The 22,013-nt window shown below is 62.9% G+C and carries 22 protein-coding genes; 9 read left to right on the forward strand and 13 right to left on the reverse strand.

Annotation, left to right across the window (positions count from 1 at the left end):
- Window positions 1–1,095: a fatty acid desaturase family protein gene (locus LZ496_RS06330; protein ID WP_249903739.1), complete on the reverse strand. Its 1,095-nt coding sequence runs from the start codon at window positions 1,093–1,095 to the stop codon at window positions 1–3.
- A 101-nt stretch (window positions 1,096–1,196) separates the two neighbouring features.
- Here LZ496_RS06330 and LZ496_RS06335 point away from each other — a divergent pair, with 101 nt between their 5' ends.
- On the forward strand, window positions 1,197–2,336 hold the full coding sequence (locus LZ496_RS06335) for an N-acetyltransferase (RefSeq protein ID WP_249903740.1): 1,140 nt from the start codon (window positions 1,197–1,199) through the stop codon (window positions 2,334–2,336).
- Here the strand turns inward: LZ496_RS06335 and xth are convergent.
- Together xth and LZ496_RS06345 are read right to left on the reverse strand one after the other, a co-directional pair.
- Complete coding sequence (gene xth / locus LZ496_RS06340; RefSeq protein ID WP_249903741.1) at window positions 2,333–3,106, reverse strand: exodeoxyribonuclease III; 774 nt, start codon at window positions 3,104–3,106, stop codon at window positions 2,333–2,335. The two genes, LZ496_RS06335 and xth, sit on opposite strands and share 4 nt — an antisense overlap.
- A gap of 41 nt (window positions 3,107–3,147) precedes the next feature.
- Window positions 3,148–3,882, reverse strand: coding sequence for a helix-turn-helix domain-containing protein (locus LZ496_RS06345; RefSeq protein WP_249903742.1), 735 nt, complete (start codon window positions 3,880–3,882; stop codon window positions 3,148–3,150).
- Between the two features lie 400 nt (window positions 3,883–4,282).
- On the opposite strand from LZ496_RS06345, the gene LZ496_RS06350 reads away from it, so the two are divergent.
- Window positions 4,283–4,912 carry a hypothetical protein gene (locus tag LZ496_RS06350; protein ID WP_249903743.1) on the forward strand — a complete coding sequence of 210 codons (630 nt, stop codon included), beginning with the start codon at window positions 4,283–4,285 and terminating at the stop codon, window positions 4,910–4,912.
- Window positions 4,913–4,926: 14 nt separating this feature from the next.
- On the opposite strand, the gene LZ496_RS06355 is transcribed toward LZ496_RS06350, so the two are convergent.
- Together LZ496_RS06355 and LZ496_RS06360 are read right to left on the reverse strand one after the other, a co-directional pair.
- Window positions 4,927–5,250 (reverse strand): HesB/IscA family protein, encoded by a 324-nt coding sequence (locus tag LZ496_RS06355; RefSeq protein ID WP_249903744.1) that lies wholly within the window; start codon window positions 5,248–5,250, stop codon window positions 4,927–4,929.
- Between the two features lie 37 nt (window positions 5,251–5,287).
- The gene (locus LZ496_RS06360; RefSeq protein WP_249903745.1) at window positions 5,288–6,229 is read right to left on the reverse strand and encodes a M23 family metallopeptidase; all 942 of its coding nucleotides are present in this window, start codon (window positions 6,227–6,229) and stop codon (window positions 5,288–5,290) included.
- A gap of 388 nt (window positions 6,230–6,617) precedes the next feature.
- On the opposite strand from LZ496_RS06360, the gene LZ496_RS06365 reads away from it, so the two are divergent.
- Window positions 6,618–7,745 carry a phosphoserine transaminase gene (locus LZ496_RS06365; protein ID WP_249903746.1) on the forward strand — a complete coding sequence of 376 codons (1,128 nt, stop codon included), beginning with the start codon at window positions 6,618–6,620 and terminating at the stop codon, window positions 7,743–7,745.
- A 91-nt stretch (window positions 7,746–7,836) separates the two neighbouring features.
- On the forward strand, window positions 7,837–9,414 hold the full coding sequence (gene serA, locus LZ496_RS06370; protein ID WP_249903747.1) for a phosphoglycerate dehydrogenase: 1,578 nt from the start codon (window positions 7,837–7,839) through the stop codon (window positions 9,412–9,414).
- On the opposite strand, the gene LZ496_RS06375 is transcribed toward serA, so the two are convergent.
- Window positions 9,411–10,391, reverse strand: a complete 981-nt coding sequence (locus LZ496_RS06375) for an alpha/beta hydrolase (protein WP_249903748.1) — start codon at window positions 10,389–10,391, stop codon at window positions 9,411–9,413. The two genes, serA and LZ496_RS06375, sit on opposite strands and share 4 nt — an antisense overlap.
- Before the next feature lie 111 nt (window positions 10,392–10,502).
- The gene (locus tag LZ496_RS06380; RefSeq protein ID WP_249903749.1) at window positions 10,503–11,903 is read right to left on the reverse strand and encodes a TonB C-terminal domain-containing protein; all 1,401 of its coding nucleotides are present in this window, start codon (window positions 11,901–11,903) and stop codon (window positions 10,503–10,505) included.
- Here LZ496_RS06380 and LZ496_RS06385 point away from each other — a divergent pair.
- Window positions 11,884–13,173, forward strand: coding sequence for an adenylosuccinate synthase (locus LZ496_RS06385; protein WP_249903750.1), 1,290 nt, complete (start codon window positions 11,884–11,886; stop codon window positions 13,171–13,173). The two genes, LZ496_RS06380 and LZ496_RS06385, sit on opposite strands and share 20 nt — an antisense overlap.
- A 435-nt stretch (window positions 13,174–13,608) precedes the next feature.
- On the opposite strand, the gene LZ496_RS06390 is transcribed toward LZ496_RS06385, so the two are convergent.
- From LZ496_RS06390 to LZ496_RS06405, 4 genes are read right to left on the reverse strand one after another with little or no spacing between them, the layout of a single operon-like run.
- Window positions 13,609–13,884, reverse strand: a complete 276-nt coding sequence (locus LZ496_RS06390) for an acylphosphatase (RefSeq protein ID WP_249903751.1) — start codon at window positions 13,882–13,884, stop codon at window positions 13,609–13,611.
- Window positions 13,884–14,687 carry an enoyl-ACP reductase FabI gene (fabI, locus tag LZ496_RS06395; RefSeq protein WP_249903752.1) on the reverse strand — a complete coding sequence of 268 codons (804 nt, stop codon included), beginning with the start codon at window positions 14,685–14,687 and terminating at the stop codon, window positions 13,884–13,886. The genes LZ496_RS06390 and fabI overlap by 1 nt, the downstream gene beginning before the upstream one ends.
- A 3-nt stretch (window positions 14,688–14,690) precedes the next feature.
- Entirely contained in the window at window positions 14,691–15,722 is a 1,032-nt protein-coding gene (locus LZ496_RS06400; RefSeq protein ID WP_249903753.1) for a YihY/virulence factor BrkB family protein, read from the reverse strand.
- A gap of 26 nt (window positions 15,723–15,748) precedes the next feature.
- Window positions 15,749–16,702, reverse strand: coding sequence for a DnaJ C-terminal domain-containing protein (locus tag LZ496_RS06405; RefSeq protein WP_249903754.1), 954 nt, complete (start codon window positions 16,700–16,702; stop codon window positions 15,749–15,751).
- A gap of 96 nt (window positions 16,703–16,798) precedes the next feature.
- Between LZ496_RS06405 and pdxH the strand changes: the two genes are divergently transcribed.
- Genes pdxH through LZ496_RS06420 form a run of 3 tightly spaced genes read left to right on the forward strand, consistent with a single transcriptional unit; the run spans window position 16,799 to window position 19,148 of the window.
- Window positions 16,799–17,380, forward strand: coding sequence for a pyridoxamine 5'-phosphate oxidase (pdxH, locus tag LZ496_RS06410; RefSeq protein WP_249903755.1), 582 nt, complete (start codon window positions 16,799–16,801; stop codon window positions 17,378–17,380).
- Window positions 17,377–18,360, forward strand: a complete 984-nt coding sequence (locus tag LZ496_RS06415; protein ID WP_283937890.1) for a cation diffusion facilitator family transporter — start codon at window positions 17,377–17,379, stop codon at window positions 18,358–18,360. Before pdxH ends, LZ496_RS06415 begins: the two co-directional genes overlap by 4 nt.
- The gene (locus tag LZ496_RS06420; protein WP_249903756.1) at window positions 18,357–19,148 is read left to right on the forward strand and encodes a PhzF family phenazine biosynthesis protein; all 792 of its coding nucleotides are present in this window, start codon (window positions 18,357–18,359) and stop codon (window positions 19,146–19,148) included. The genes LZ496_RS06415 and LZ496_RS06420 overlap by 4 nt, the downstream gene beginning before the upstream one ends.
- Here the strand turns inward: LZ496_RS06420 and LZ496_RS06425 are convergent, their stop codons facing one another.
- Window positions 19,149–19,535 carry a nuclear transport factor 2 family protein gene (locus tag LZ496_RS06425; protein WP_249903757.1) on the reverse strand — a complete coding sequence of 129 codons (387 nt, stop codon included), beginning with the start codon at window positions 19,533–19,535 and terminating at the stop codon, window positions 19,149–19,151. It abuts the gene before it with no gap.
- A gap of 106 nt (window positions 19,536–19,641) precedes the next feature.
- On the opposite strand from LZ496_RS06425, the gene LZ496_RS06430 reads away from it, so the two are divergent.
- Complete coding sequence (locus LZ496_RS06430; RefSeq protein WP_249903758.1) at window positions 19,642–20,835, forward strand: BaiN/RdsA family NAD(P)/FAD-dependent oxidoreductase; 1,194 nt, start codon at window positions 19,642–19,644, stop codon at window positions 20,833–20,835.
- Here the strand turns inward: LZ496_RS06430 and mnmA are convergent.
- On the reverse strand, window positions 20,832–21,944 hold the full coding sequence (gene mnmA / locus LZ496_RS06435) for a tRNA 2-thiouridine(34) synthase MnmA (protein WP_249903759.1): 1,113 nt from the start codon (window positions 21,942–21,944) through the stop codon (window positions 20,832–20,834). The genes LZ496_RS06430 and mnmA overlap by 4 nt on opposite strands.
- Window positions 21,945–22,013: the final 69 nt, after the last annotated feature.

Raw genomic sequence — 22,013 nt, forward strand, 5'->3', positions numbered from 1 at the left:
TTAGCGGGGCCGCATCGTGCTCGATGCAAGCCGCGCCACCAGCGGCGACAGGCCGCGATGGTTGGATTCGAAATAGATTGAATCGGACGCCAGTTCGCGGACCAGGCGGCGGTGAGCCTCGCCCAGATTGTGATAGGGCACGCCCGGCAGCAGGTGATGCAGCGCATGGTAGCGAAGGCCAACCGGGGCCCACAGCGCCGGCAAGGTTCCCGGCGGCGGCACGTTGACGCTGTCCAGATATTGGGCGGTCACGCTCATCGGCTCGCCGTCATTCTCCCACAGATGCGCGACCAGGGTCCGCACCTGGTTCAGGAACATGGCGCCCGAAATGATGACGAGAGTGATGGCGAAGTCGCGCAAGGGGATGATGCCGGTTGCGACGAGGGCAATCAGAGCGATGGCCCACATGCTGGCGGCGGCTTCCTGCAATCCCCAGTCCCGGGCAAACTTGCCTTCAGGGTGCTTGCGGTGGAAGCGCGGATTGATCTGCAGGCCTGAATAGCGGCCGACAACGATTTCCCTGAGACCTGGCAACAGCATCGACAATGGCCCAAGGACGGCGAAGCGGAACAGCAGGGCAATGGGTGCCAGCAACGCGGCAACCAGGAACAGCGGCAAGGTCCAGGGCCTCATTAGTGCCAACGGCAGATATTCGGGATCGTTGGCCGTGCCGTAGTAGGTCTTGGCGTGGTGCTGATTATGTATGCCCTCATACATGAACGACGGAGCCAGCAGCGGAATGCCGATAATGAGGTTCCAAACCAGCCGGAACCCCGGAACCGCATTGGGCTTCATGTGCGTCAGCTCGTGAATGAAGCTGCCTGCGCGATAAAGAGCTAGCACCGATACGAGCCCAGCCGCGATTCCAGCGGCCGTCGAACCGGCGTTGATGGCGAGGAACAGCGCCGCATAACCTAGCAGCGCCGAGCCAAGCATGTCGGCCCAGTAAATGGCGGCTCTCGGCGCATTCAGGTCGCGCGTCAGGTTGGCGGCGGCCTTCAGCATCGCATTGTCGTCCTTGCGCGGAGCGCGCGCGGCATGGTCCGCGGCAGGTGCCGCGCCGGTTCCGCGATTCAAGGTCACTGCTTTGTTCATGGTCCTAGGTGCCGATTGCAGGAGATAGTGGCACCATCGTGGCGGTTCCAGGTCAGTACGATATCGGTTGCTTGTCCGCCGCTTGGCTGCAACCAAGCGGCATGAGCGGTGAAATCAGCATCAAGCGAGTGAATTCGAAGGCCGAGCGCAACGCGTTCGTCGACTTTGCGTGGGAGATTTATGCGTCGGATCCCCACTGGGTCCCGCCGCTGAAAGATGAGGTCCATGGCCTGATCGATCCGAAGCGGAACCCCTGGTTCGGTCATGGATTCGCGGAATTCTGGCTGGCGGAACGCGATGGCAAGGTCGTCGGCCGCATCAGCGCCCAGGTCGATGAACTGGTACAGGAGCATATGTCGCCGGGTACCGGCCAGTGGGGCATGTTCGAGGCCAAGGACGATGCGGTTGCCGCGGCACTGATCAAGACCGCCGAGGAGTGGCTGCGCGAACAGCGAATGACGCGGGCGCTCGGCCCTATTTCCATTTCCATCTGGGATGAGCCGGGCCTGCTGATCCAGGGCTTCGGCGAACCGCCGATGGTGATGATGGGTCACCATCGTCCCGAATATCGCGGGTGGATCGAGGGTGCGGGCTACGACAAGGCCAAGGACCTCTTCACCTTCGAGCTCGACATCAGGATCGACATGATCCCGGTGATCGACCGCCTGATCAAGTCGGGCGAGAAGAATCCGAGGATCCGTATCCGCAACGTCGACAAGTCCAAGTTCGACCAGGAAGCGGCGATCATCCTCGATATCTTGAACGATGCATGGTCGGACAATTGGGGCTTCGTGCCGCTGACCGACGATGAGATCGCCTATGCCGGCAAGAAGCTGAAACCGATCATCGTCGAGGATCTGGTCAAGATCGCCGAGGTCGATGGCGAGCCGGTCGCCTTCATGATCACCATTCCGGACATGAACGAGATGATCCGGGACTTGGACGGCAAGCTCTTCCCGTTCGGCTGGGCGAAACTGCTGTGGCGCCTGCACAAGGTGGCGACCCGCCGGGTGCGCGTGCCGCTGATGGGCGTCCGCAAGTCGATGCAGGGCGGACGGTTGGCCAGCCAGTTGGCCTTCATGCTGATCGAATTCACCCGTCGCGTGTGCGTGAACAAATATGGCATCCACGTCGGCGAGTTCGGCTGGGTACTGGAAGACAATCAGGGAATGATGTCGATCGCGCAGCTGCCCGGCGCGAACATCAACCACACCTATCGGATATACGAACGAGCTCTTTAGGCTAGCTCGATGGCGACGGGGGCGTGATCGGAGGCCTTCTCCTCCGCGCGGGCCCATTTGTGGACCTCGGCGCCGACCAGCCGGTCGGCTGCTTGCGGCGAACATAGCAGATGGTCGATGCGGAAACCCGCGTCGCGTGGCCAGGCGCCGGCGGTATAATCCCAGAAGGTATAAAGCCGGTCCTCGTCTGGGTTCATGGCCCGAAGCGCATCGGTCCAGCCCTGGTTGACGATGGTCCGGTACGCGGCCTGGCTCTCCGGCTGGAACAGGGCATCATTGGCCATCGCACGCCGCGAGAAGGTGTCCCGGTCCTCCGGGATCACATTATAGTCGCCGGCCAGGACCGCAGGCCTCTCCTCCGCGAGGATTGTCGCCGCGCGCTCCCGGAGGCGATCCATCCACTTCAGCTTGTAATCGAATTTCTCCGTTCCGATCGGATTGCCGTTCGGAAGGTAGATTGATGCAATGATCAGCCCGTCGACTTCGGCCTCGATGTAACGGCTGTGGGTATCGTCAGGGTCTCCGGGCAGGCCGACCTGGCGTAGTATGGGCGGCTTATCCTTGGCCAGGATCGCGACGCCGTTAAACCCTTTCTGGCCGTGCCACACCGCATGATAGCCGGCGGCCTCGATATCCTGGATCGGCAAGGAATCGTCCGCGCACTTCAACTCCTGAAGGCAGGCAACATCGGGCCGCTCGCGGGCCAGATACTCGGTGAGGCGCGGAAGCCTGGCGCGGATGCCGTTGATGTTGAAGGTGACGAGTTTCATGTCCAACGCTTAGCGGGCGGCGCGCCCGGCGCGAAGAGGGCTTAGACAGGAAACAGCGCGAAGCCGCCTTCGGCGATCCGATCGACGCAGCTGCGATATTCTTCATATGCGGCGTCGCCGTGCCGGACAACGCCCAGCTGCGGCTCCGGCCGGCCCGCCATCGGCACCAGGGCGATCGGGACGGCTGATGGAATGAGCTGCGCCCCCTGCCCCGCCGCCAAGGTCATCAGGATGCCGCAGATCGTTCCCCCGCCTACGGGCCGATTGAGCAGTGCCAGGCGATACTGACCGTCACTGATGGTCACCAGGTAAATGGCGCCGGAAAGATTGGGAAAGGAAACGAAGCCCTTCTGCTCATATTGGGCGTCGAGCCGGCCGGCCTCGCTGAAGACGAGATGGCCCTTCACATCGTCCCAGCCGATCTCCGTCAGATAGGCGAAGACGGCGCCTTGTTCGCTGAATGAGGGTCGTAGGGTAAGGTAGCTTCCTTCCAGCCATTGGACGGCCGGCCTGGCGTAGGCACCCATCGATTCCGGCGCGAAGGTATGGACGGTCGGCGCCGGAACTCCGCGCAGGCTCGTGCCCAAGGCATCCTCTAGACGAACGACCGTGGCGAGGGTGAAGGGACGACGACCGGCGAGCGCCTTTTCAAGCGTCGAGAGGCTGACACGTGCCTCGTCGGCGAGCCACTGCCGCGACAGGCGCCGGCGTGCCAGCTCCTCGCGAACGCGCAATGCGATCGCTTCTCCACCTTCGATTTCGACGTCGACGTGCATGGACTCGGGCCCCGCCCTGCAATTCCGCCTATATCCGCACATTTCCGCACAATCCGTCAACAAGCCGCTCAACAATGCAGATTGTGAGCAGCAATTTGCCGCAACGTCCCGTGGTAAACCCCGATCGGCTCCGTCAAAGGGATGGCTGGCGGCAATGCCGCTGAAAAAGGGGCAGATTTTCGATGATGACCGCACGCATGACATTCGGCCTTGGCGGCTTGTTGCTCGTCAATACGGTGCTGCTTGCCGTGCAAATGGCGGTCGGCGTCAACACGATGCCCATTTAGGTTTTCGGGGGCGAGCGGAGCGGCGGCCAGGGGCGCCATCGAAGCAATTGCTTTGATGGGTGGCTCTAACGGGGGCGCCGCTCCGCAACCTATCCAAAAAACAGGGGAATATGATGATCAATCGAAGCCTTTTGGGGCTTGTGCTGCTGTCGTCCATTGGTGGGACCGCGCTGAGCAATCCGGTCGAGCCCGACTTGGCGGCTGTCCGCAATGCGACCGAACGCTTTCGCGACGTCAACGTCGCGCTGGCCGAAGGATATATCCGCGATCCTGGCAATGTCTGCGACACGGCGACAATGATGGGCCGATCCGCAGCGCTGGGATCGATGGGCGTCCATTATTTCCGGCCGGACTTGCTGGGCATTACCGCGCCGCCCAACCCGCGCGTCAGCGGCACCGGCACGCACACGGACTTCAACAAGCCCGCGATCCTGATCTACGAGCCGCAAGCCGATGGATCACATCAGCTGGTCGCGGTGGAGAATCTGGTCTTCATCAAGGCGTGGGAAGCCGCCGGCAACAAGGCTCCGCCGACCTACCAGGGGAAGTCATTCGACAAGATGGAGGACAACCCGGCCACCAAGGTCGACGAGGCCCACATGTTCGAGCCGCATTACGACCTGCATGTCTGGCTGTACCGGGACAATCCGAGCGGCATGTTCGCCCAGTTCAACCCCAATGTCAGTTGCGCGCATGGCAGCACCCAAATGGCGGGCCATGCCGCCCATGGAGCAGGCAAATGATTAGCTTGACGGTTTTAGACGCTGAAGCTCGAGCCGCAGCCGCAGCCCGAGGATGCATTTGGATTGGTCACCTTGAACGAGGCGCCTCCAAGATCCTCGACATAATCCACCTGGCTTCCCTCAACGAGGTCAAGGCTGACGGGGTCAACGACAAGGGTAACCCCGTCGGTAACCGCCACGGCGTCGCCTTCCTCAAGGTCGCCTAGCGAGAAGCGATAGGAAAAGCCGGCGCATCCGCCGCCGTCCACGGCCAGGCGGAGCACGGCGGGCTTGCCCTGCTTGCCGGCGATGAAGGCCACGCGCTTGGCGGCGCTGGAGGTCAAGGAAACTTGGGTCACGTCCGCGAGATAGGGTCGCGGGTCCGATGCGGCAACCTTAGCGCTTCGGTCCACCCAGCGCGACTGCGTCCATCGAGTGGGTTCCGCCGCCCTTCTTCTGCATCGCAAGCAGATAGTCGTTGGACTTCATGAAGGGGATCGGGTTGACGGCGCGGCCGTCGATCCGGACTTCATAGTGAAGGTGGCTGCCGGTCGAACGGCCGGTCGAGCCCATGTGGCCGATCAGCTGGCCGCGAGTGATGCGCTGGCCCGCGCTGACCAGGATCCGCGAAAGGTGACCGTAGCGGGTTTCGATACCGCGGCCATGGTCGACCTTGATGAGGTTGCCGTAGCCGCCGCTGTTGTAGCCGGCTTCGAGAATGGTGCCGTCGGCGGTCGCGTAAATCGGCGTGCCGAGCGGAGCGGCAAGATCGATGCCCTGGTGGCGCGCGGCGCCGCCACGGAAAGGATCGGACCGAATGCCGTAGCCCGAGGTGAACTCGGCGGTCTTGACCGGCTTGTCGGAAGGAACGGCAATTGCGCCGTCGGCGAGATTGTCGAGCTTCTTCCAGCTGGTGAACAGCGACTTGAAGGTCGGGTCCGACTGGCTGGCCGAATCAAACGGGCCGCCCTGCGCGCCGCCGGTGCCCAATCCGTCGGTGTAACCGAGCTTGGCGATCACTTCCGGATCGACCTTCTGCCCGGAAATCATCGCGGCGAGGATCTTCTGGCGCTGTTCGATCTGCCGGACGCGCGCTTCGGTAGCGGCTGCCAGGCGGGCTATATCTGAAGAAACGGCCGCTGGAGCGGCCGCTTGGGGAGTTGGAACGAGGAAGAGCCGGAACGCCGAATAGGCCGACCACGTAAGCAACAGGACCACGGCGACAAGCATTGCCATCTGCACCGGCGTCGACAGACGCAGGCGGCGCAGATGACTGCCGTCGTGGACGAACAGGTCTCGCGCTTGGAAAAGCTTGGCTGTCGCGATTGCCTGACTCATGGCTCCAACAAACTCCTCATGTCACGGGGCCCAACACTTCCGGCCCAGTGCAGTGATCCAAATTTTTGGAGCTCCCCAGCCCCTAGTAAGCACGACAGGCGATTGCCCTCGACTGCCGAGCCGTGACAGTGACCCCGGTTGGTTAATCAATTCAACCTTGGGTTCCTCTAGGCAGGGTGAAGTGCGTGCGAGCCACGACGAACCGTTGTGGAGGTTGCGTTAGGTTAAGAGTTTAACCAGAATTTAGCGACGAAACGTTGCGAACGGTTCGCATCCGAATCTTTTCTTCCGTTGCATTTCCGCACCTTCCGCGCGGCGAATATTGCCGCTAAAGCCTGTGGCGGGCCACGCCGTCCCAACGCGGCGCGTGCTCTCTGAGAGGAGAGTTATGTTGACGAATACCCCGCCTGCGGTGCGCCCTCAGCGCCCGTATTTCTCTTCCGGTCCCTGCGCCAAGCCGCCGGGCTGGACCCCCGACAAAATCGACACCCGGATTCTCGGCCGGTCGCATCGCAGCGGCCTTGGCAAGGAACGGCTAAAGCTGTGCGTCGACCTGATGCGCGAGATGCTCCGGCTGCCAGACACCCATCGAATCGGGATCGTACCTGGATCCGACACCGGCGCCTTCGAAATGGCGATGTGGACGATGCTCGGCGCGCGCCCCGTCACCTGCCTTGCCTGGGAAAGCTTCGGCGAAGGCTGGGTCACCGATGCGGTCAAGCAACTGAAGCTCGATCCGACGGTCATTCGCGCCGATTATGGCGCGCTGCCCGACCTGGACGCGGTCGACTGGTCGAACGACGTGCTGTTCACCTGGAACGGGACGACCTCGGGCGTACGCGTTCCCGATGCCAAATGGATAGCGGCCGACCGTGAAGGCCTGAGCTTCGCCGACGCTACCAGCGCCGTCTTCGCCTACGACCTTCCGTGGGAGAAGATCGATGTCGCCACGTTCAGCTGGCAGAAGGTGCTCGGTGGAGAGGGCGCGCATGGCGTGCTGATCCTCGGCCCTCGCGCCGTCGAGCGGCTGGAAAGCTTCACGCCCGATCGACCGCTGCCGAAGCTGTTCCGCCTGACCAAGGGTGGCAAGCTGATCGAAGGCATCTTTACCGGCGAAACGATCAACACGCCGTCGATGCTGGCCGTCGAGGATGCGATCGTCGCGCTCGAATGGGCCCGGTCGGTCGGCGGTCCCGATGGATTGAAGGCAAGGACCGAAGCCAATGCAGCCGCGCTCAACCGGATCGTCGAGGCACGCAACTGGCTGGGCCATTTGGCCCAGAACCCGGCAAGCCGGTCGAAGACCAGCGTTTGTCTTACCGTCGACGGCGCGGACGCGGACTTCATCAAGCGCTTCGCCAAGCTGCTCGAAAGCGAAGACGTTGCCTATGACATCGCCGGCTATCGCGACGCACCGCCGGGCCTCAGAATCTGGTGTGGCGCAACCGTCGACACCGCCGACATCGAGGCCCTCGGGCCGTGGCTCGACTGGGCCTGGAGCGAACTGAAAAATTAGTTCCGTCGCCCCAGCGAAGGCTGGGGCCCATGTCCTCGAAAACATGGATGCCAGCCTTCGCTGACATGATGATCGAAGAGGAATCGATCGAATGACCAAGGTACTGATTTCCGACAAGATGGACCCGAAGGCCGCGGCGATCTTCCGCGAACGCGGGATCGAGGTCGACGAAAAGCCCGGCCTTACACCCGACGAGTTGAAGGCGATCATCGGCGACTATGACGGCCTCGCCATCCGCTCGGCCACAAAGGCGACGAAGGGCCTGCTGGAGGCCGCTACGAACCTGAAGGTCGTCGGCCGGGCCGGGATCGGGGTCGACAATGTCGATATTCCGGCTGCGACCGCGCGTGGTGTCGTGGTGATGAACACGCCGTTCGGCAATTCGATTACCACCGCCGAACATGCGATCGCCCTGATGTTCGCACTGGCCCGGCAGCTGCCCGAGGCCGACGCCTCGACCCAGGCAGGCAAGTGGGAAAAGAACCGCTTCATGGGCGTCGAGGTAACCGGCAAGACATTGGGCCTCATCGGGTGCGGCAATATCGGATCGATCGTCGCGACCCGGGCGCTTGGCCTCAAGATGAAGGTCGCGGCGTTCGACCCCTTCCTCACGCCCGAACGCGCGGTCGAACTCGGCGTCGACAAGGTGGAGCTGGACGAGCTGCTCAGGCGCGCCGATTTCATCACGCTCCACACGCCGCTGACCGACCAAACCCGGAACGTCTTGTCCCGTGAGAACCTCGGCAAGACGAAGAAGGGCGTGCGCATCATCAATTGCGCGCGAGGCGGGCTGATCGACGAAGCGGCGTTGAAGGACGCGCTGGAGAGCGGCCAGGTCGCCGGAGCGGCGCTGGACGTGTTCGAAAGCGAGCCGGCCACCGCTTCGCCGCTATTCGGAACGCCGGGCTTCATTTCGACGCCCCACCTCGGCGCGTCCACCAGCGAGGCGCAGGTCAATGTCGCGATCCAGGTGGCCGAGCAGATGAGCGATTTCCTGCTGCTTGGCGGAGTCACCAACGCCATCAACATGCCGTCGCTAACCGCTGAGGAAGCGCCGCGTCTGAAACCCTATATGTCGCTGGCGGAGAAGCTCGGGAAGCTGGTCGGCCAGATCCTGGGCGAAGACGTCCGGTCGGTCTCGGTCGAAGTCGAGGGCGCTGCCGCGCAACTGAACCAGAAGCCGATCACCGGTGCGGTTCTGGCCGGCCTGATGGGCACATATTCGCAGACCGTGAATATGGTGAACGCGCCCTATCTCGCCAAGGAGCGCGGGCTCGACGTTCGCGAGGTCCGGCACGACCGCGAGGGCGATTATCACACGCTGGTTGCCGTCGAAGTCGGCACGTCGAAGGGAACGGTACGAGTTGCCGGTACGCTGTTCGGCAACAAGGCGCCGCGGTTGGTGGAGCTGTTCGGCGTGGAGGTCGAGGCCGAACTCCAGGGCACGATGATCTACATCGTCAACACCGATACACCCGGCTTTATCGGCCGGCTCGGAACCGCGCTAGGCGAAGCCGGGATCAACATCGCCACCTTCAACCTCGGCCGCCGCGAGGCGCTGGGCGAGGCGGTGGCACTGGTCGCAGTCGATGGCGACGTGCCGGTAGAGATGGTCGCGACGCTGGCGAAGCTGGAGGGCGTCCGGGACGTAGTGCCGCTAAGGTTCTAGCGAGCCCCGGCCAGGAATTTATCGACCTGCTCCGTCGCGAAGTCGCCCGTCTCGCCCAGCCCTTTGTTGAGCGAGCCATGATTTTCGCCCGGAACAGCGACAACCTCGGCACTCGCGCCAGCTCGATTGAGGGCGTCGGCCAGGCCGTTGGACTGGTTACGCGAATCAATGCGGCTCGCGACGGGCAAGATCAGCCAACGGTCCACGTTGGGCGCGGCCGCCTGCAGCGTCGGCGATAGTTCTGCCTGCCGCTTCGGATCGTTGCCGAAAGCGGCCTCATACATTGGCTTGACCGGGTTGAGCTTTGAATTCGCCTGAGGCGCGATGTCGTATCCGGCGCCATCCAGCAGCACGGCGCCCTTGATTGCGTTCATCGGCACCCCGGCGGCGTTCAAATATTGCGGATCGGTGCCGACTAGCGCCACGAGGTGTGCGCCTGCGCTATGGCCCATCAAAACGATGCGGTCGGGGTCGAGGCCCTCGCGTCGTGCATTGGTACGGAGCCATGCAATGGCGCTGGCAACATCGGCCGCCTGGTTCTCGACAGTCGCCTGCGGCACCAGACGATAGTTGGCAGTGGCGAAGGCCCAGCCATTTTCGTTGGCCCAGGCCGACTTGTCACCCGCGGCGTGACGCTTGTCACCGATCGACCAGCCGCCGCCATGAACGAATAGAAGGACCGGCGCCCTGGAAACCCCAGCCGGTTTGACCAGGTCGAGCCTTTGCTTGGGATCGGGCCCGAAGGCATGTTCGGTCGCACCCGCGATTGGTGCGGCGTCGCGCGCGCCGATCGCCTTTCGGCAAGGATCGCTGAGCTTGGGCAGCGCCGTTCGTACGCACTGGCGAAAGCCGCCCCCCGCGCCCCGGCAGAGTTGGACGATCTCCTGCCGGCATTCGGCAGGAAGCCGTTCGCGCTGGCCCAGTGCGATTCCGCCAAGTGCAATAACGCACAGCGCGCCTATCAACGTCCAACGCATTTCACCCTCCCAAGCCGGACGGATCGCGCGTCAAACAACAGGAGGTCCACTGAACGGCGGCTGACCGCGCATGGTTGACGAAATGGTAAGCGGGCAACCGGGTCTAACGGCTCATTCCGTCGAGGCGATGTCGCTCAGGTCCATATATTCGACACGAGCCTTGGGCGAACGCTGCTGGGCCCTCGTGCCGGTCTGTCCTTCATAGCCGGACGTATAGGTGTAGCGTTCGGACCGAACCGAGGCAGGGTCGTTGAGCTTGCCGGCCGTGTAGCGGCGCATGCTGAGCGAGGCGAGGAGCGGTTTCGTCCAGAAAAGGTCCCCCTTGCTCTTGGTGATCTTCACGTCGGAGACCCTGCCTTCCGGCGTGATGCGGAAGGTCACGTCAGCCCACATGTCATCGAAATTGCCGGAAATCCGCTTGATCGATGACCACTGCATTGCCGTGATGCTATTCGTGACCGAAGCGCGACCCTCGGCAGAGGCGCTTTGTTGCGGCATCCCTGACACTTCGCCGCCGATGGCCGGTGCCCCTTCCATCGGGAAGTTGAACTCGCTGCCGCTGTCGAGCTCCCGTTGCACCATTGCATAGCTCGGTTGGTATATGAGCATCGGCCGCTTGATATTGAGCTGTGCAAGCTCATTCTGGATCGCCTGGGCGCCGGCCTCGTCGCCTTTTTGATAGGCCATCTTCGCCAGTGCCAGCTTCGCTTCCAGCACCGGGGCCCGCATCCGCTCTCCCTGAAGCCCCGCGACTTTCCGGATTGCGGCCATTTGCATCTCGCTGCCCTGCGGCAGGTGGCGAATAGCGGAGCGGAGCTCGGCAATGGCGGCAATATCGTCTCGACCGTCCTTCCGCGCCTCATCGGCTAGCCGATCGTAATAATAGCGCGCCCTGGTATGCCCCTCGGTGCGGTACATCATCTCGGCGACTTCCATCAGCGCCGTATATTTACGAGAATCGTCAGGTGGCAGGCCGTTCTTCAGCGTATGATAGATGCCAAAGGTCGAGCGGAAATAATCCCTGTCGAAACCAAGGTTCGCCGCAACCTTCCCGTTTGCCCGGTAAAGTTGGGAAACCGGGACAGGATAAGCCTTGGCGAAATCCTCGTTGCGATCGAGCGACGCCAGAAGTGTCTTTCTGGCATCGCGATACTTCCCGTCGAGCAACTGCGTTTCGGCCAAGGCAAGGGTCGCCGCGACATCCTCGTCCGTCTTGCAGTGCCGAGCCAGGCACGCGTTGAGTTTGGACCTGGCATCGTCGATTGGTCTGCCGACAACTACGATTGGATCGACCCTGCCCTGCACTGGAGCATATTGAGCGGCGGCTTGGAGAGCGAATAGCAACGTGAGCACAATTACCCCCTCACGATTTTGATGGTCGGCCTCATAGCCGATTTGCCGGCCTTCGGCCATTGAAATGACCTGACCCGACACTTTGACCGCCGTGCCCGGCTCGCCTAGAGCGCGCCCGCAACCGCTAAGGGGATTCGTCTTGGGCAACGTAACCGTCATCGGCGCGCAATGGGGCGACGAGGGCAAAGGCAAGATCGTCGACTGGCTCGCCAGCCGTGCCGACATGGTCGTACGATTCCAGGGCGGCCACAACGCCGGTCACACGCTGGTCGTCGGCGACCAGACCTACAAGCTATCCCTGCTCCCGTCCGGAATCGTTCGCGGAACGCCGTCGGTCATCGGCAATGGCGTGGTCCTGGACCCTTGGGCATTGAAGGCCGAAGTCGAAAAGCTTGCCGAGCAAGGCGTGACCATCACTCCGGACGTGCTGATGATCGCTGAAACCTGCCCGCTGATCCTGCCCATCCACCGCGACCTCGACGCGCTTCGCGAGGATGCGTCCGGCGCGGGCAAAATCGGAACAACCCGCCGCGGCATTGGTCCGGCCTATGAGGACAAGGTCGGCCGCCGCGCCATCCGAGTTTGCGATCTTGCTCATTTGGGCGAGCTCGATCCCCTGCTCGATCGCCTGTGCGCCCATCATGATCATCTACGCGCTGGCTTCGGGCGAGAGCCGGTCGACCGTGAACGGTTGAAGAATGATCTCGCCGAGATCGCCGAGTTCGTCCTGTCCTTCGCGCGGCCGGTCTGGCGCGACCTTGACGACGCACGCCGCCGCGGTCGCCGGATCCTGTTCGAAGGCGCGCAGGGCGTGCTGCTCGACGTCGATCATGGCACTTATCCGTTCGTCACCTCGTCCAACACGGTGGCGGGCACAACCGGTTCAGGCAGTGGCATGGGGCCCGGGGCCGCTGGTTTCGTGCTCGGAATCGTCAAGGCTTATACGACTCGCGTTGGTTCCGGCCCCTTCCCGACCGAGCTTGAGGACGAGATCGGACAGCGCCTCGGCGAGCGCGGCCATGAGTTCGGTACCGTCACCGGGCGCCAGCGCCGCTGCGGCTGGTTCGATGCGGTACTGGTGCGCCAGTCGGCCGCGGTTAGCGGCGTCACCGGCATCGCGCTCACCAAGATCGACGTGCTGGACGGCCTGGAGACAGTGAAGATCTGCACCGGATATCGCATCGGCGATACGGTTTACGACTATCTTCCGCCCCATTCTCTCGACCAGGCGCGCGCAGAACCCATTTACGAAGAAATGCGCGGCTGGAGCGGGACGACCGCGGGTGCGCGCAGCTGGGCCGACCTTCCGGCGCAGGCGATCAAATATGTCCGCCGGATCGAGGAGCTGATCCGCTGCCCGGTAGCACTTGTCAGCACCTCACCGCAGCGTGACGATACGATCCTGGTGAGCGACCCGTTCGCTTCGTAGTGCAGAAGGAAGAAAGGCCCGCCACGGCATAGTTGAAAACGTGGCGGACCCCCCGTCATCGAGATAGCTTCGGGGATACGAGGTGGCCATGATCATGTGGCCGTCACGCCACCGATTTCGCAACACTGTGGCCATTTAGAAGCAGTGCGGTTTTGGCGGCAAAGACGATCCAGCCAAGATATTATTGCGCGCTGGCGGCCGAGGGTTTCACTTCGGTCTGACGGGGCGTCGGCTCACGCAAGCGCAACTGCCTCCCGAGCATTGCCCGCGGCTTGAATTTCCTGTCCTACAGCCCGTCAAATATGGGATGAAGCCGGCGGCTTTTTCGCATCGTCAACATTCTTGGGTGCGGCTGCGAGCCCCGGCTAACTTCACAAAAATGGTCGCATCGCCCATGCAAATAGTGAAGTTAGCGTTCCGATCGAATGAATTTGGCTAGTGGCGGACCTCAAACTCCTCGCCCGCCTGAGGTTCGGCTTCGGCAACGTCGAACCGGTCGACGATCGCGGAAGGCGGACCATCGCGGAGCCGTTCGATCAGCTGCTGAACGACCGCCTCCTCGCCCGCAAGATGCGCCTCGACGCTACCGTCCGGGCAATTGCGAACCCAGCCGGCAACGCCGAGATCATCGGCCTGCTGCTGCGTCCAGCCGCGAAAGAATACGCCCTGGACCCGGCCAAAGATGCGAACGTGGCGGCCGATCCGGGCCATCACACCACGCTGATGTCGGGCGCGTCCTCGGCCTTCATGCCGACGACGTTATAGCCCGCGTCGACGTGGTGGATCTCGCCCGTGACGCCGGCCGCCAGGTCAGACAGCAGGTAGAGTCCGGCGCCGCCGACATCCTCGATCGTGACGTTGCGGCGAAGCGGCGAGTTATATTCGTTCCACTTCATGATGTAGCGGAAATCGCCGATTCCGCTGGCGGCAAGCGTCTTGATCGGACCGGCGCTGATCGCGTTGACGCGGATCGCTTCCGGACCGAGGTCCGCCGCCAGATATTTGACGCTGGTTTCCAGGGCGGCCTTGGCGACGCCCATCACATTGTAATGAGGAATGACCTTTTCCGCGCCATAATAGGAAAGAGTCAGCAGCGACCCGCCCTCTTTCATCATCGCCCTGGCCCGCTGGGCGACGGCGACGAAGCTGTAGACAGAGATGTTCATCGTCATCAGGAAGTTGTCGAGGCTGGTGTCGACATAGCCGCCGCGAAGCTCGTTCTTGTCGGAAAAGCCAATCGCATGGACGACGAAGTCGAGGCCGTCCCAGCGCTTCTTCAGATCGTCGAACGCCTGGTCCAGCGCCGCCATGTCGCTGACGTCGCAGTCGATCAGCAGGTCGCTGCCAAGCTGCTCGGCCAGTGGGCGCACCCGCTTCTCAAGCGCTTCGCCCTGATAGCTGAACGCCAGCTCCGCGCCCTGGTCGCGAAGCGCCTTGGCGATTCCCCAGGCCAGAGATCGGTCGTTCGCGAGTCCCATGATGAGGCCGCGCTTTCCCGACATCAAACCGCCCATTGGCTATACCCCTCTTTCCCCGCGCTGTTCGCGCAATCTGTCTTCTTCCGGGGCCGGTTCCTCTACCGGCACTTCATCCCGGTACGGCCCTTCATATATTTCGCCCCTTAGCGCCTTTCCGCCCGGCTCGACTAGGGCGGCGTTGAGTTCCGCTCCCGCAACGACGCCAAGGCCGATGACGAAGAAGAACAGCAGCGCGACCATGACCCCGGCGAGGCTGCCGTAGGTCATCTCGTACCCCCCGAAGAAGCCGATGACGTCCGGTAGAAGCTCTACTGTCAGCAGCCACCAGACCGTGACGACGAATGCGCCGGGCCATTTGCGGCACTCGATCGTTCGGTAGCGCGCCGGCGTGAGGACCAGGAAGATGATGTAGAAGGTCGCGAACAGCGTCACCGCCGGGACGATCTTGTAGAAACCAAGGCGCCTCCCGATCCCTTCGGAAAAGGGCAGCGCCTCAACCACGAAATGGTGGGCGGACGAGAGGAAGACGGAAACGCCGAACGCAGTCATCAGAAGGATGACCGATCCCAGGGTGATGGCCATCGCCGCTAGCCGATATTGCCAAAAGCTAGCCGAATATTTGACGCCGTAGGCGCGGCGCAGGATGTCGCGGATCGTCTCGATAAAGCTTGCGGCGGTCCACAGGCCGACAGCGGCGCCGAACCACAGCAGCATTCCGGAGCGCCCTTCGAGCACTTCCGTCACCGGGTTGGCAAGGACACTGGCAACGTCGGACGGAAGCCGGCCGAGGATCGCCTTGACCGCCAATGCCGTATCCTCGGTCCGCCCCAGCAGCCGCGCAATGGCCGCGGCCAGGATGAAGAAGGGAAATAGCGCGAGAAGCGACAGATAGGCGAGATTACCGGCGTGGATGAACCCATCGTCGTAAAGGCCGATGCCGACCCGCTTGGCGACGATCAGGGGCCGAATTTCACGCTTGGCCCGCTCGATCGCCGCCTTGCCGAAGCGGGCGCGCAGACGAGCCATGCGCTTGCGTCGTGCTTCGGGCGATTGCGGGTGATATTCCTTCATTCAGCCGCCTTGTCGTTCTGGGGGCGCTAAACCCCTAGCGAAGCCCTCGGGTTGCCGCCGCCTTCCCAATTTTCGGCAAACTGATGCAGTGCATCGTCTTGTGCGGGAAGGTCGATCGCAAGCTGGATCAACAGGTCGCCTCGATTGCCGTCCTTGCCGGTAAAGCCCCGTCCCTTGATCCTCAGCTGCTTACCCGACGTCGAGCCCTTGGGAACCGTCAGCATCACGGGGCCCTCTGGTGTCGGAACCTTGACCTTGCCGCCGAGCACAGCCTCCTTCAGCGTGATGGGCAAGGTCAGGCGGATATTCTTACCCTCTCGAGTGTAGAAAGGGTGGGCGCCGATCTCGATCGTGACGATTGCGTCGCCTCGTCCGCCCTGCCCTTCCTGACCCTGGCCGGAGAGGCGGATCTTGGTGCCGTCTTCGACCCCCTTTGGGAGCTTGAGATCGATGGTCCGGCCACCCGACAGCGTAACTCGCTGCTCCTTGAGTGTTGCAGCATCGACGAAGGCCACTTTTAGCCGATAGGCGCTGTCGGCTCCCTTTTGCGGTGCCCTAGCCCTGCCGAATCCGCCAAACGGGCCGCCGCTGCCCGCCCCGCGCCGACCCGAAGTGGCGGCACCGAACAGTCCCTCGAACAGGTCGGAAAGATCGGCGGTATCGCCCGAGAAGCCTCCGGGGAAACCTTCGTAACCACCTGCTGCCCCGCCAGGCCTGGAGCGCGCACCGCCGCCGAAACCACCGCCGAACGGGATTCGCGGATTGCCGTCCTCGTCGATTTCGCCCCGGTCATATTGGGCGCGCTTGTCCTTGTCGGACAGCAGGTCATAGGCCTTGGTAACCTGGGCGAAGCGTTCCGCCGACTTGGGATTGTCCTTGTTGCGGTCCGGGTGCAGCTGCTTGGCAAGGCTGCGATAAGCCTTTTTGATTTCGGCTTCGCTTGCCCCGCGATTGACGCCCAGCTGCTGATACAGGTCCATTCGTTTCCCTTCGCGCCCCCGTTTCAATGCCCGGCCCGCCGCCGTCAAGCGTCACGGAGCCTCGACAGGTTGGCGGCAACCGGGCAAATGCGCCGCATGGCCGACGATCCCATTGCCCTTTTCGACAGCTGGTTTGCGGAGGCGAAGGCTTCCGAGATCAATGATCCCGATGCGATGGCCCTGGCGACGGCCGACAAGGATGGCGATCCCAGCGTCCGAATGGTCCTTCTGAAAGGCCATGGGCCCGACGGTTTTGTTTTCTACACGAATGAGGACAGCAACAAGGGCCAGGACCTTGCGGAGAACCCGAACGCGGCCCTGCTTTTCCACTGGAAGTCGTTGCGGCGCCAGGTGCGAGTAGAAGGCTGGGTCGAGCGAGTATCCGACGACGAGGCCAACGCATATTTCGCCACGCGGTCGAGGGAATCGCAACTAGGCGCCTGGGCCTCCGACCAATCGAGTCCACTCCCCGATCGTGCCACGTTTGAGGACCGTTACGAGCAGGTGAAGCAACGGTTCGAAGGCGAGGCCGTGCCGCGGCCATCGAATTGGGGCGGATATCGCGTGCTGCCGCTGGTCATGGAATTCTGGCAGGACCGCGAACACCGGCTGCATGAGCGCCGCCTGTTCCTCGCTCAGGAGGACGGCAGCTGGATCGAAGGGCTGCTCTATCCATGAGCGGCGCCCACCATCATCACGCCCACGGCCATGGAAACCACCATCATGGTCACGGCCATCACCATGCCGAGCGGGCCTCGCTGACGGCCAGAGCGGCGCTTGCCAGCATTACCATGGCGCTGTTCCTGGTCGCGCTGAAGACCTGGGCCAGCTGGGACACGGGTTCGGTGGCGATGCTGGGATCACTCGCCGACACTACGCTGGATTTCATCGCCAGCCTGATCACCTTCCTTGGCGTCCGCTGGGCGGCGATGCCGGCCGACGAGGAGCATCGTTACGGCCACGGCAAGGCAGAGGCGCTGGCCGCGCTAACGCAGGTGACCCTCATCACCGTTTCCGCAGTCGGAATCGCCTGGCGGGCATTCGACCGGCTGCAGAGCGGGGCGCCGACCCAGGGCCTTGAACTGGGCATCGGCGTGTCGATCATCGCAATGGTCGCGACCCTCGGACTGCTCGCCTATCAGCGTTACGTCATCAAGCGGACCGGATCTGTCGCGATCCTGACCGATCACGTTCACTACCAGACCGATGTCCTCCTGAACCTGTCGGTCATCGGCGCACTGGTCCTGGACCAGATTCTTGGCTGGCGTCTCGCCGATCCTCTGTTCGGTTTCGCCATCGCAGGCTGGCTGATGTACGGCGCCTGGGGCGCCGCAAGCCACTCGGTCGACCAGCTGATGGACCGCGAATGGCCCGAGGAGGAGCGCGAAGCGTTCATCGCGGCGGCGCAGGAGTATCCCGAGCTGGCCGGACTCCATGACCTCAGAACCCGGACGTCGGGCGCCCACCGCTTCGTCCAGTTCCATGTCTGGGTGCCCGGCGACTGGACGGTGACGGAGGCGCATGACCGGATGGATGCAGTGGAGGAAAAGCTGCAGCATCGCTTCCCGCGGACCGAAATCATCATTCACCTGGACCCCGAGGGCCATACCGACCGCGAGGGAATCCTGCCCAAGCATTTGACGGAGAGCGCGCGATGACTCCGCATCCCATTTTCCAGGTCGATGCCTTTGCCGAGAAGCCCTTTGCAGGAAATCCTGCGGCCGTGATGCCGCTCGATCATTGGCTGCCGGAAGATGTGATGCAGGCGATCGCGGCGGAGAATAATCTCAGCGAAACGGCCTTTACCGTGCCGAGCGACCGTGACGACGCCGATTATGACCTTCGCTGGTTCACACCGGCGGTCGAGGTACCGCTTTGCGGCCATGCGACCTTGGCTGCCGGTCACATATTGATGCACGGGCAACAGGTTCGCTTTTCGACCAAGTCCGGAGTGCTCATCGTCGCTCGCGACGAGGAAGATCCCGGCTTGCTGAAACTGGACCTACCAGCTGCGCCGCTAAAGCAAGTGTCGGAACCGGAAGTTTGCAAGGCGCTGGGCCTATCGGATCGTCCCTTGTGGTTCGCCGAAGGCTGCAACGACAGCGTCATCGTCGCCGTCGACAGCGAATCCGAAGTGCGAGCGGTCGCGCCCGACTTCACGGCGCTCGGCAAAATCCACCGCATGGCGATCGTGACGGCGCCCGGCGACAAGCAAGACATCGCCAGCCGGGTGTTCGTCCCTTACGCGGGGATCGATGAGGATCCGGTGACCGGATCCGCCCATGCCGCCCTTGTGCCCTTCTGGGCCGAACGCCTGGGCAGGAACCGCTTCACTGCGCTTCAGGCAAGCAAGCGGACCGGCCTGCTGGAGTGCGAGTTGCGCGGCGATCGGGTGATCCTCGGCGGCCACGCAGTCACGGTGATCGAGGGCTACTTCCAGCTTTAGCTAGCGCCCGCGGCTCCAGATCAGGCTGTCGACCAGCCAGCTTCCATCGCGCTCGGTCAGGGTGGACGTAACGACTCCATCCACGTGGAAATCGGCGTCGGAGAGCCTGCCATTCAGATGCCCGGGGGCGACGACATAGGCCCTGTCGCCGGACACTTGTACGTCGGCAACGTCGAGACTTAGCGAAGCATGGAGGCGGTTGCGGGCATTTGCGAGACGCCGGAACCATTGCTCGGCCTCGTCGCGGCCTGCCCTTTGGAATGGGGCAACGTCATCGATGATGACTACATTTTCGCTCATTGCCGAAAGGCCGGCGCTATTCTCTCCGCTATTCATGGCGTCGATTACATGGCGCAGCGCGCTCAAGGCAGCTTCGTTTTCCGACATGACGGGCTCCTGGCAGCAGCCGCTAGCATGGAGTCGTGATTGTTCGGCGCAATCGGGGAAAGCCCGATAGGTCGCCATTACCGATCCGAGCCGCTAGGGGCGGCAGATGCCGGCAACTCGCCACTTCGATGCAATCATTATCGGTGCCGGTGCGGCGGGGATGTTTTGCGCGGCGCTCGCCGGACAGGGTGGTCGCCGCATCCTCCTTATCGATCATTCGCCAGAACCGGGCAGAAAGATCCTGATATCGGGCGGAGGTCGATGCAACTTTACGAACATCGGCGCTTCGGCCGCCAATTTCCTGTCCGCCAACCCGCACTTCGCCAAGTCGGCGCTCGGGCGATTTACCCCTGCGGATTTCATTGCTCTGGTCGATCGTCATCGCATCGCCTGGCACGAAAAGACGCTCGGGCAGCTATTCTGCGATGGCTCTTCAAAACAAATCGTCGCGATGTTGCTGGACGAATGTGCCGAAGGCGGTGTTGAAACCGCATTCGGCCAAGCGGCAACGGTCGACCATCGCGACGGCCACTTCCATGCCAGTTTCGGTCAATCGGAGGCAAAGGCACCCGCTTTGGTGCTCGCGAGTGGCGGCCTGTCCATTCCCAAGCTTGGCGCGACCAGCTTTGCCTATGACGTCGCGCGGCGCTTCGGTCATAAGATCGTCGAGCCGCGCCCGGCACTGGTCCCGTTGACGCTCCCTGAGGGCCAGGCCTTGTTCAAATCATTGTCGGGCGTTTCCGCGAACGTCATCGCCAGCACGGGCAAGGGGAAGTTTCGCGAAGCGGCGCTGTTTACACATCGCGGCCTGTCGGGTCCGGCTATCCTGCAGGCCTCGTCCTACTGGCGGCACGGCGAACCAGTCGCAGTCGATTTCCTTCCCGACCAGGCCGCCGGCTGGCTTCGCCAGGCAAAGCGGGAGGAGCCGAGGATATCACTTCGTCGCGCGCTCGGACGATGTCTGCCGGATCGGCTTGCCGAAACGCTTGGTGACCAGCTGAACCTTTCAGGGGAGCTTGCCAATATTCCGGACAAAGCCCTGGAAGGCGCCGAGCGTCGCCTCGGCGACTGGCATTTCATTCCGAACGGCAGCGAAGGATTCGCCAAAGCGGAAGTAACCATCGGCGGCATCAGCACAGCCGAATTGTCATCACAGACTATGCAGTCAAAACGCGTGCCCGGCCTCTATGCGATCGGTGAAGCTGTCGACGTTACCGGCTGGCTCGGCGGTTATAATTTCCAATGGGCCTGGGCCAGCGCTCATGCCGCTGCGCAGGCGATTGCAGCGGGCGACCGCTAGGCAGCGACTGCTTCGTCGATCACCGCAGCTTCCGTCGCGACGATCGTCCCGCCACCGAGCAGCCGATCTCCGTCATAGAAAACGGCTGACTGGCCCGGCGCGACTCCATATTCGGGAGCGGCGAACGTCAGCCGCTCTCCGTCCCAGCTGCCCTTTACGGGCTTTGCGAGGGAACGGACCTTGGCCTCTACCTCGACCTGATTCTCGGCCAGCCAGTTGATGCCCTCGACACGGGCCGCTGCCACCGCGAGAGCACGGCGCGGGCCGACCACCAACTTTTGTTCTTCGGGTTCGATCCGAACGACATAGAGCGGCTCCGGCTGCCCTCCGATCTCGATGCCGCGCCGCTGGCCGATGGTAAAATGGACGACGCCCTGATGCTCGCCCAGCACGCGGCCTTCGAGGTCGACAATCTGGCCCGGCGCCGCGGTTTCCGGGCGCAGACGCTTCACAAGGCCGGCATAATCGCCGTCGGGAACGAAGCAGATGTCCTGGCTGTCCGGCTTGTCGGCAACAACCAGGCCCGCCTCCACCGCCAGTCGGCGGGTCTCGCTTTTCGGCAAATCGCCTAGCGGAAAGCGGAGATAGTCGAGCTGGTCGCGCGTCGTGCCATAAAGAAAATAGCTCTGGTCCCGGGCCGGGTCGCGGCCCTTCCACATTTCCACGCTGCCCTCGCGCTCGACCCGGCGGACATAATGGCCGGTCGCCAGGCAATCCGCGCCGAGATCGCGCGCGAATCCGATCAGGTCTGTAAACTTCACGCCCTGGTTGCACAGGCTGCAGGGCACTGGTGTGCGTCCCTGAGCATATTCGTCGGCGAATCGGTCGATCACGCCGGTGCGGAAGCGGCTTTCGTAGTCGAGCACATAGTGCGCGATGCCGAGCCGGTCGCAGACGGTCTTCGCATCATAAATGTCCTGGCCTGCGCAGCAGCTGCCCGAGCGCTTCACTGCTTCGCCATGATCGTAGAGCTGGAGCGTGACGCCGATGACCTCGGCGCCGGTCTTCGCGGCCAGCGCCGCCACGACGCTGCTGTCGACGCCGCCCGACATGGCGACGACGATACGGGCATCGGCTGCTGGCCGGCCAAGCTGAAAATTTATCGTCATTTCGGATGTGTGAATCGGCAGGTCTTTACTCGAAATTCACCCTGTCCGGCTAGAGCAGGGTTCCCGGTA

The sequence above is a fragment of the Sphingomonas caseinilytica genome, from assembly GCF_023516455.1.
GTDB lineage: Bacteria > Pseudomonadota > Alphaproteobacteria > Sphingomonadales > Sphingomonadaceae > Sphingomicrobium > Sphingomicrobium caseinilyticum.

What these genes read in the sequence shown, in the direction of transcription:
- LZ496_RS06330 (WP_249903739.1), bottom strand. Translation starts at nt 1,095, where the DNA reads ATGAACAAAGCAGTGACCTTGAATCGCGGAACCGGCGCGGCACCTGCC.
- LZ496_RS06335 (WP_249903740.1), top strand. Translation starts at nt 1,197, where the DNA reads ATGAGCGGTGAAATCAGCATCAAGCGAGTGAATTCGAAGGCCGAGCGC.
- xth (WP_249903741.1), bottom strand. Translation starts at nt 3,106, where the DNA reads ATGAAACTCGTCACCTTCAACATCAACGGCATCCGCGCCAGGCTTCCG.
- LZ496_RS06345 (WP_249903742.1), bottom strand. Translation starts at nt 3,882, where the DNA reads ATGCACGTCGACGTCGAAATCGAAGGTGGAGAAGCGATCGCATTGCGC.
- LZ496_RS06350 (WP_249903743.1), top strand. Translation starts at nt 4,283, where the DNA reads ATGATCAATCGAAGCCTTTTGGGGCTTGTGCTGCTGTCGTCCATTGGT.
- LZ496_RS06360 (WP_249903745.1), bottom strand. Translation starts at nt 6,229, where the DNA reads ATGAGTCAGGCAATCGCGACAGCCAAGCTTTTCCAAGCGCGAGACCTG.
- LZ496_RS06365 (WP_249903746.1), top strand. Translation starts at nt 6,618, where the DNA reads ATGTTGACGAATACCCCGCCTGCGGTGCGCCCTCAGCGCCCGTATTTC.
- serA (WP_249903747.1), top strand. Translation starts at nt 7,837, where the DNA reads ATGACCAAGGTACTGATTTCCGACAAGATGGACCCGAAGGCCGCGGCG.
- LZ496_RS06375 (WP_249903748.1), bottom strand. Translation starts at nt 10,391, where the DNA reads ATGCGTTGGACGTTGATAGGCGCGCTGTGCGTTATTGCACTTGGCGGA.
- LZ496_RS06380 (WP_249903749.1), bottom strand. Translation starts at nt 11,903, where the DNA reads ATGACGGTTACGTTGCCCAAGACGAATCCCCTTAGCGGTTGCGGGCGC.
- LZ496_RS06390 (WP_249903751.1), bottom strand. Translation starts at nt 13,884, where the DNA reads ATGGCCCGGATCGGCCGCCACGTTCGCATCTTTGGCCGGGTCCAGGGC.
- fabI (WP_249903752.1), bottom strand. Translation starts at nt 14,687, where the DNA reads ATGGGCGGTTTGATGTCGGGAAAGCGCGGCCTCATCATGGGACTCGCG.
- LZ496_RS06400 (WP_249903753.1), bottom strand. Translation starts at nt 15,722, where the DNA reads ATGAAGGAATATCACCCGCAATCGCCCGAAGCACGACGCAAGCGCATG.
- LZ496_RS06405 (WP_249903754.1), bottom strand. Translation starts at nt 16,702, where the DNA reads ATGGACCTGTATCAGCAGCTGGGCGTCAATCGCGGGGCAAGCGAAGCC.
- pdxH (WP_249903755.1), top strand. Translation starts at nt 16,799, where the DNA reads ATGGCCGACGATCCCATTGCCCTTTTCGACAGCTGGTTTGCGGAGGCG.
- LZ496_RS06415 (WP_283937890.1), top strand. Translation starts at nt 17,377, where the DNA reads ATGAGCGGCGCCCACCATCATCACGCCCACGGCCATGGAAACCACCAT.
- LZ496_RS06420 (WP_249903756.1), top strand. Translation starts at nt 18,357, where the DNA reads ATGACTCCGCATCCCATTTTCCAGGTCGATGCCTTTGCCGAGAAGCCC.
- LZ496_RS06425 (WP_249903757.1), bottom strand. Translation starts at nt 19,535, where the DNA reads ATGTCGGAAAACGAAGCTGCCTTGAGCGCGCTGCGCCATGTAATCGAC.
- LZ496_RS06430 (WP_249903758.1), top strand. Translation starts at nt 19,642, where the DNA reads ATGCCGGCAACTCGCCACTTCGATGCAATCATTATCGGTGCCGGTGCG.
- mnmA (WP_249903759.1), bottom strand. Translation starts at nt 21,944, where the DNA reads ATGACGATAAATTTTCAGCTTGGCCGGCCAGCAGCCGATGCCCGTATC.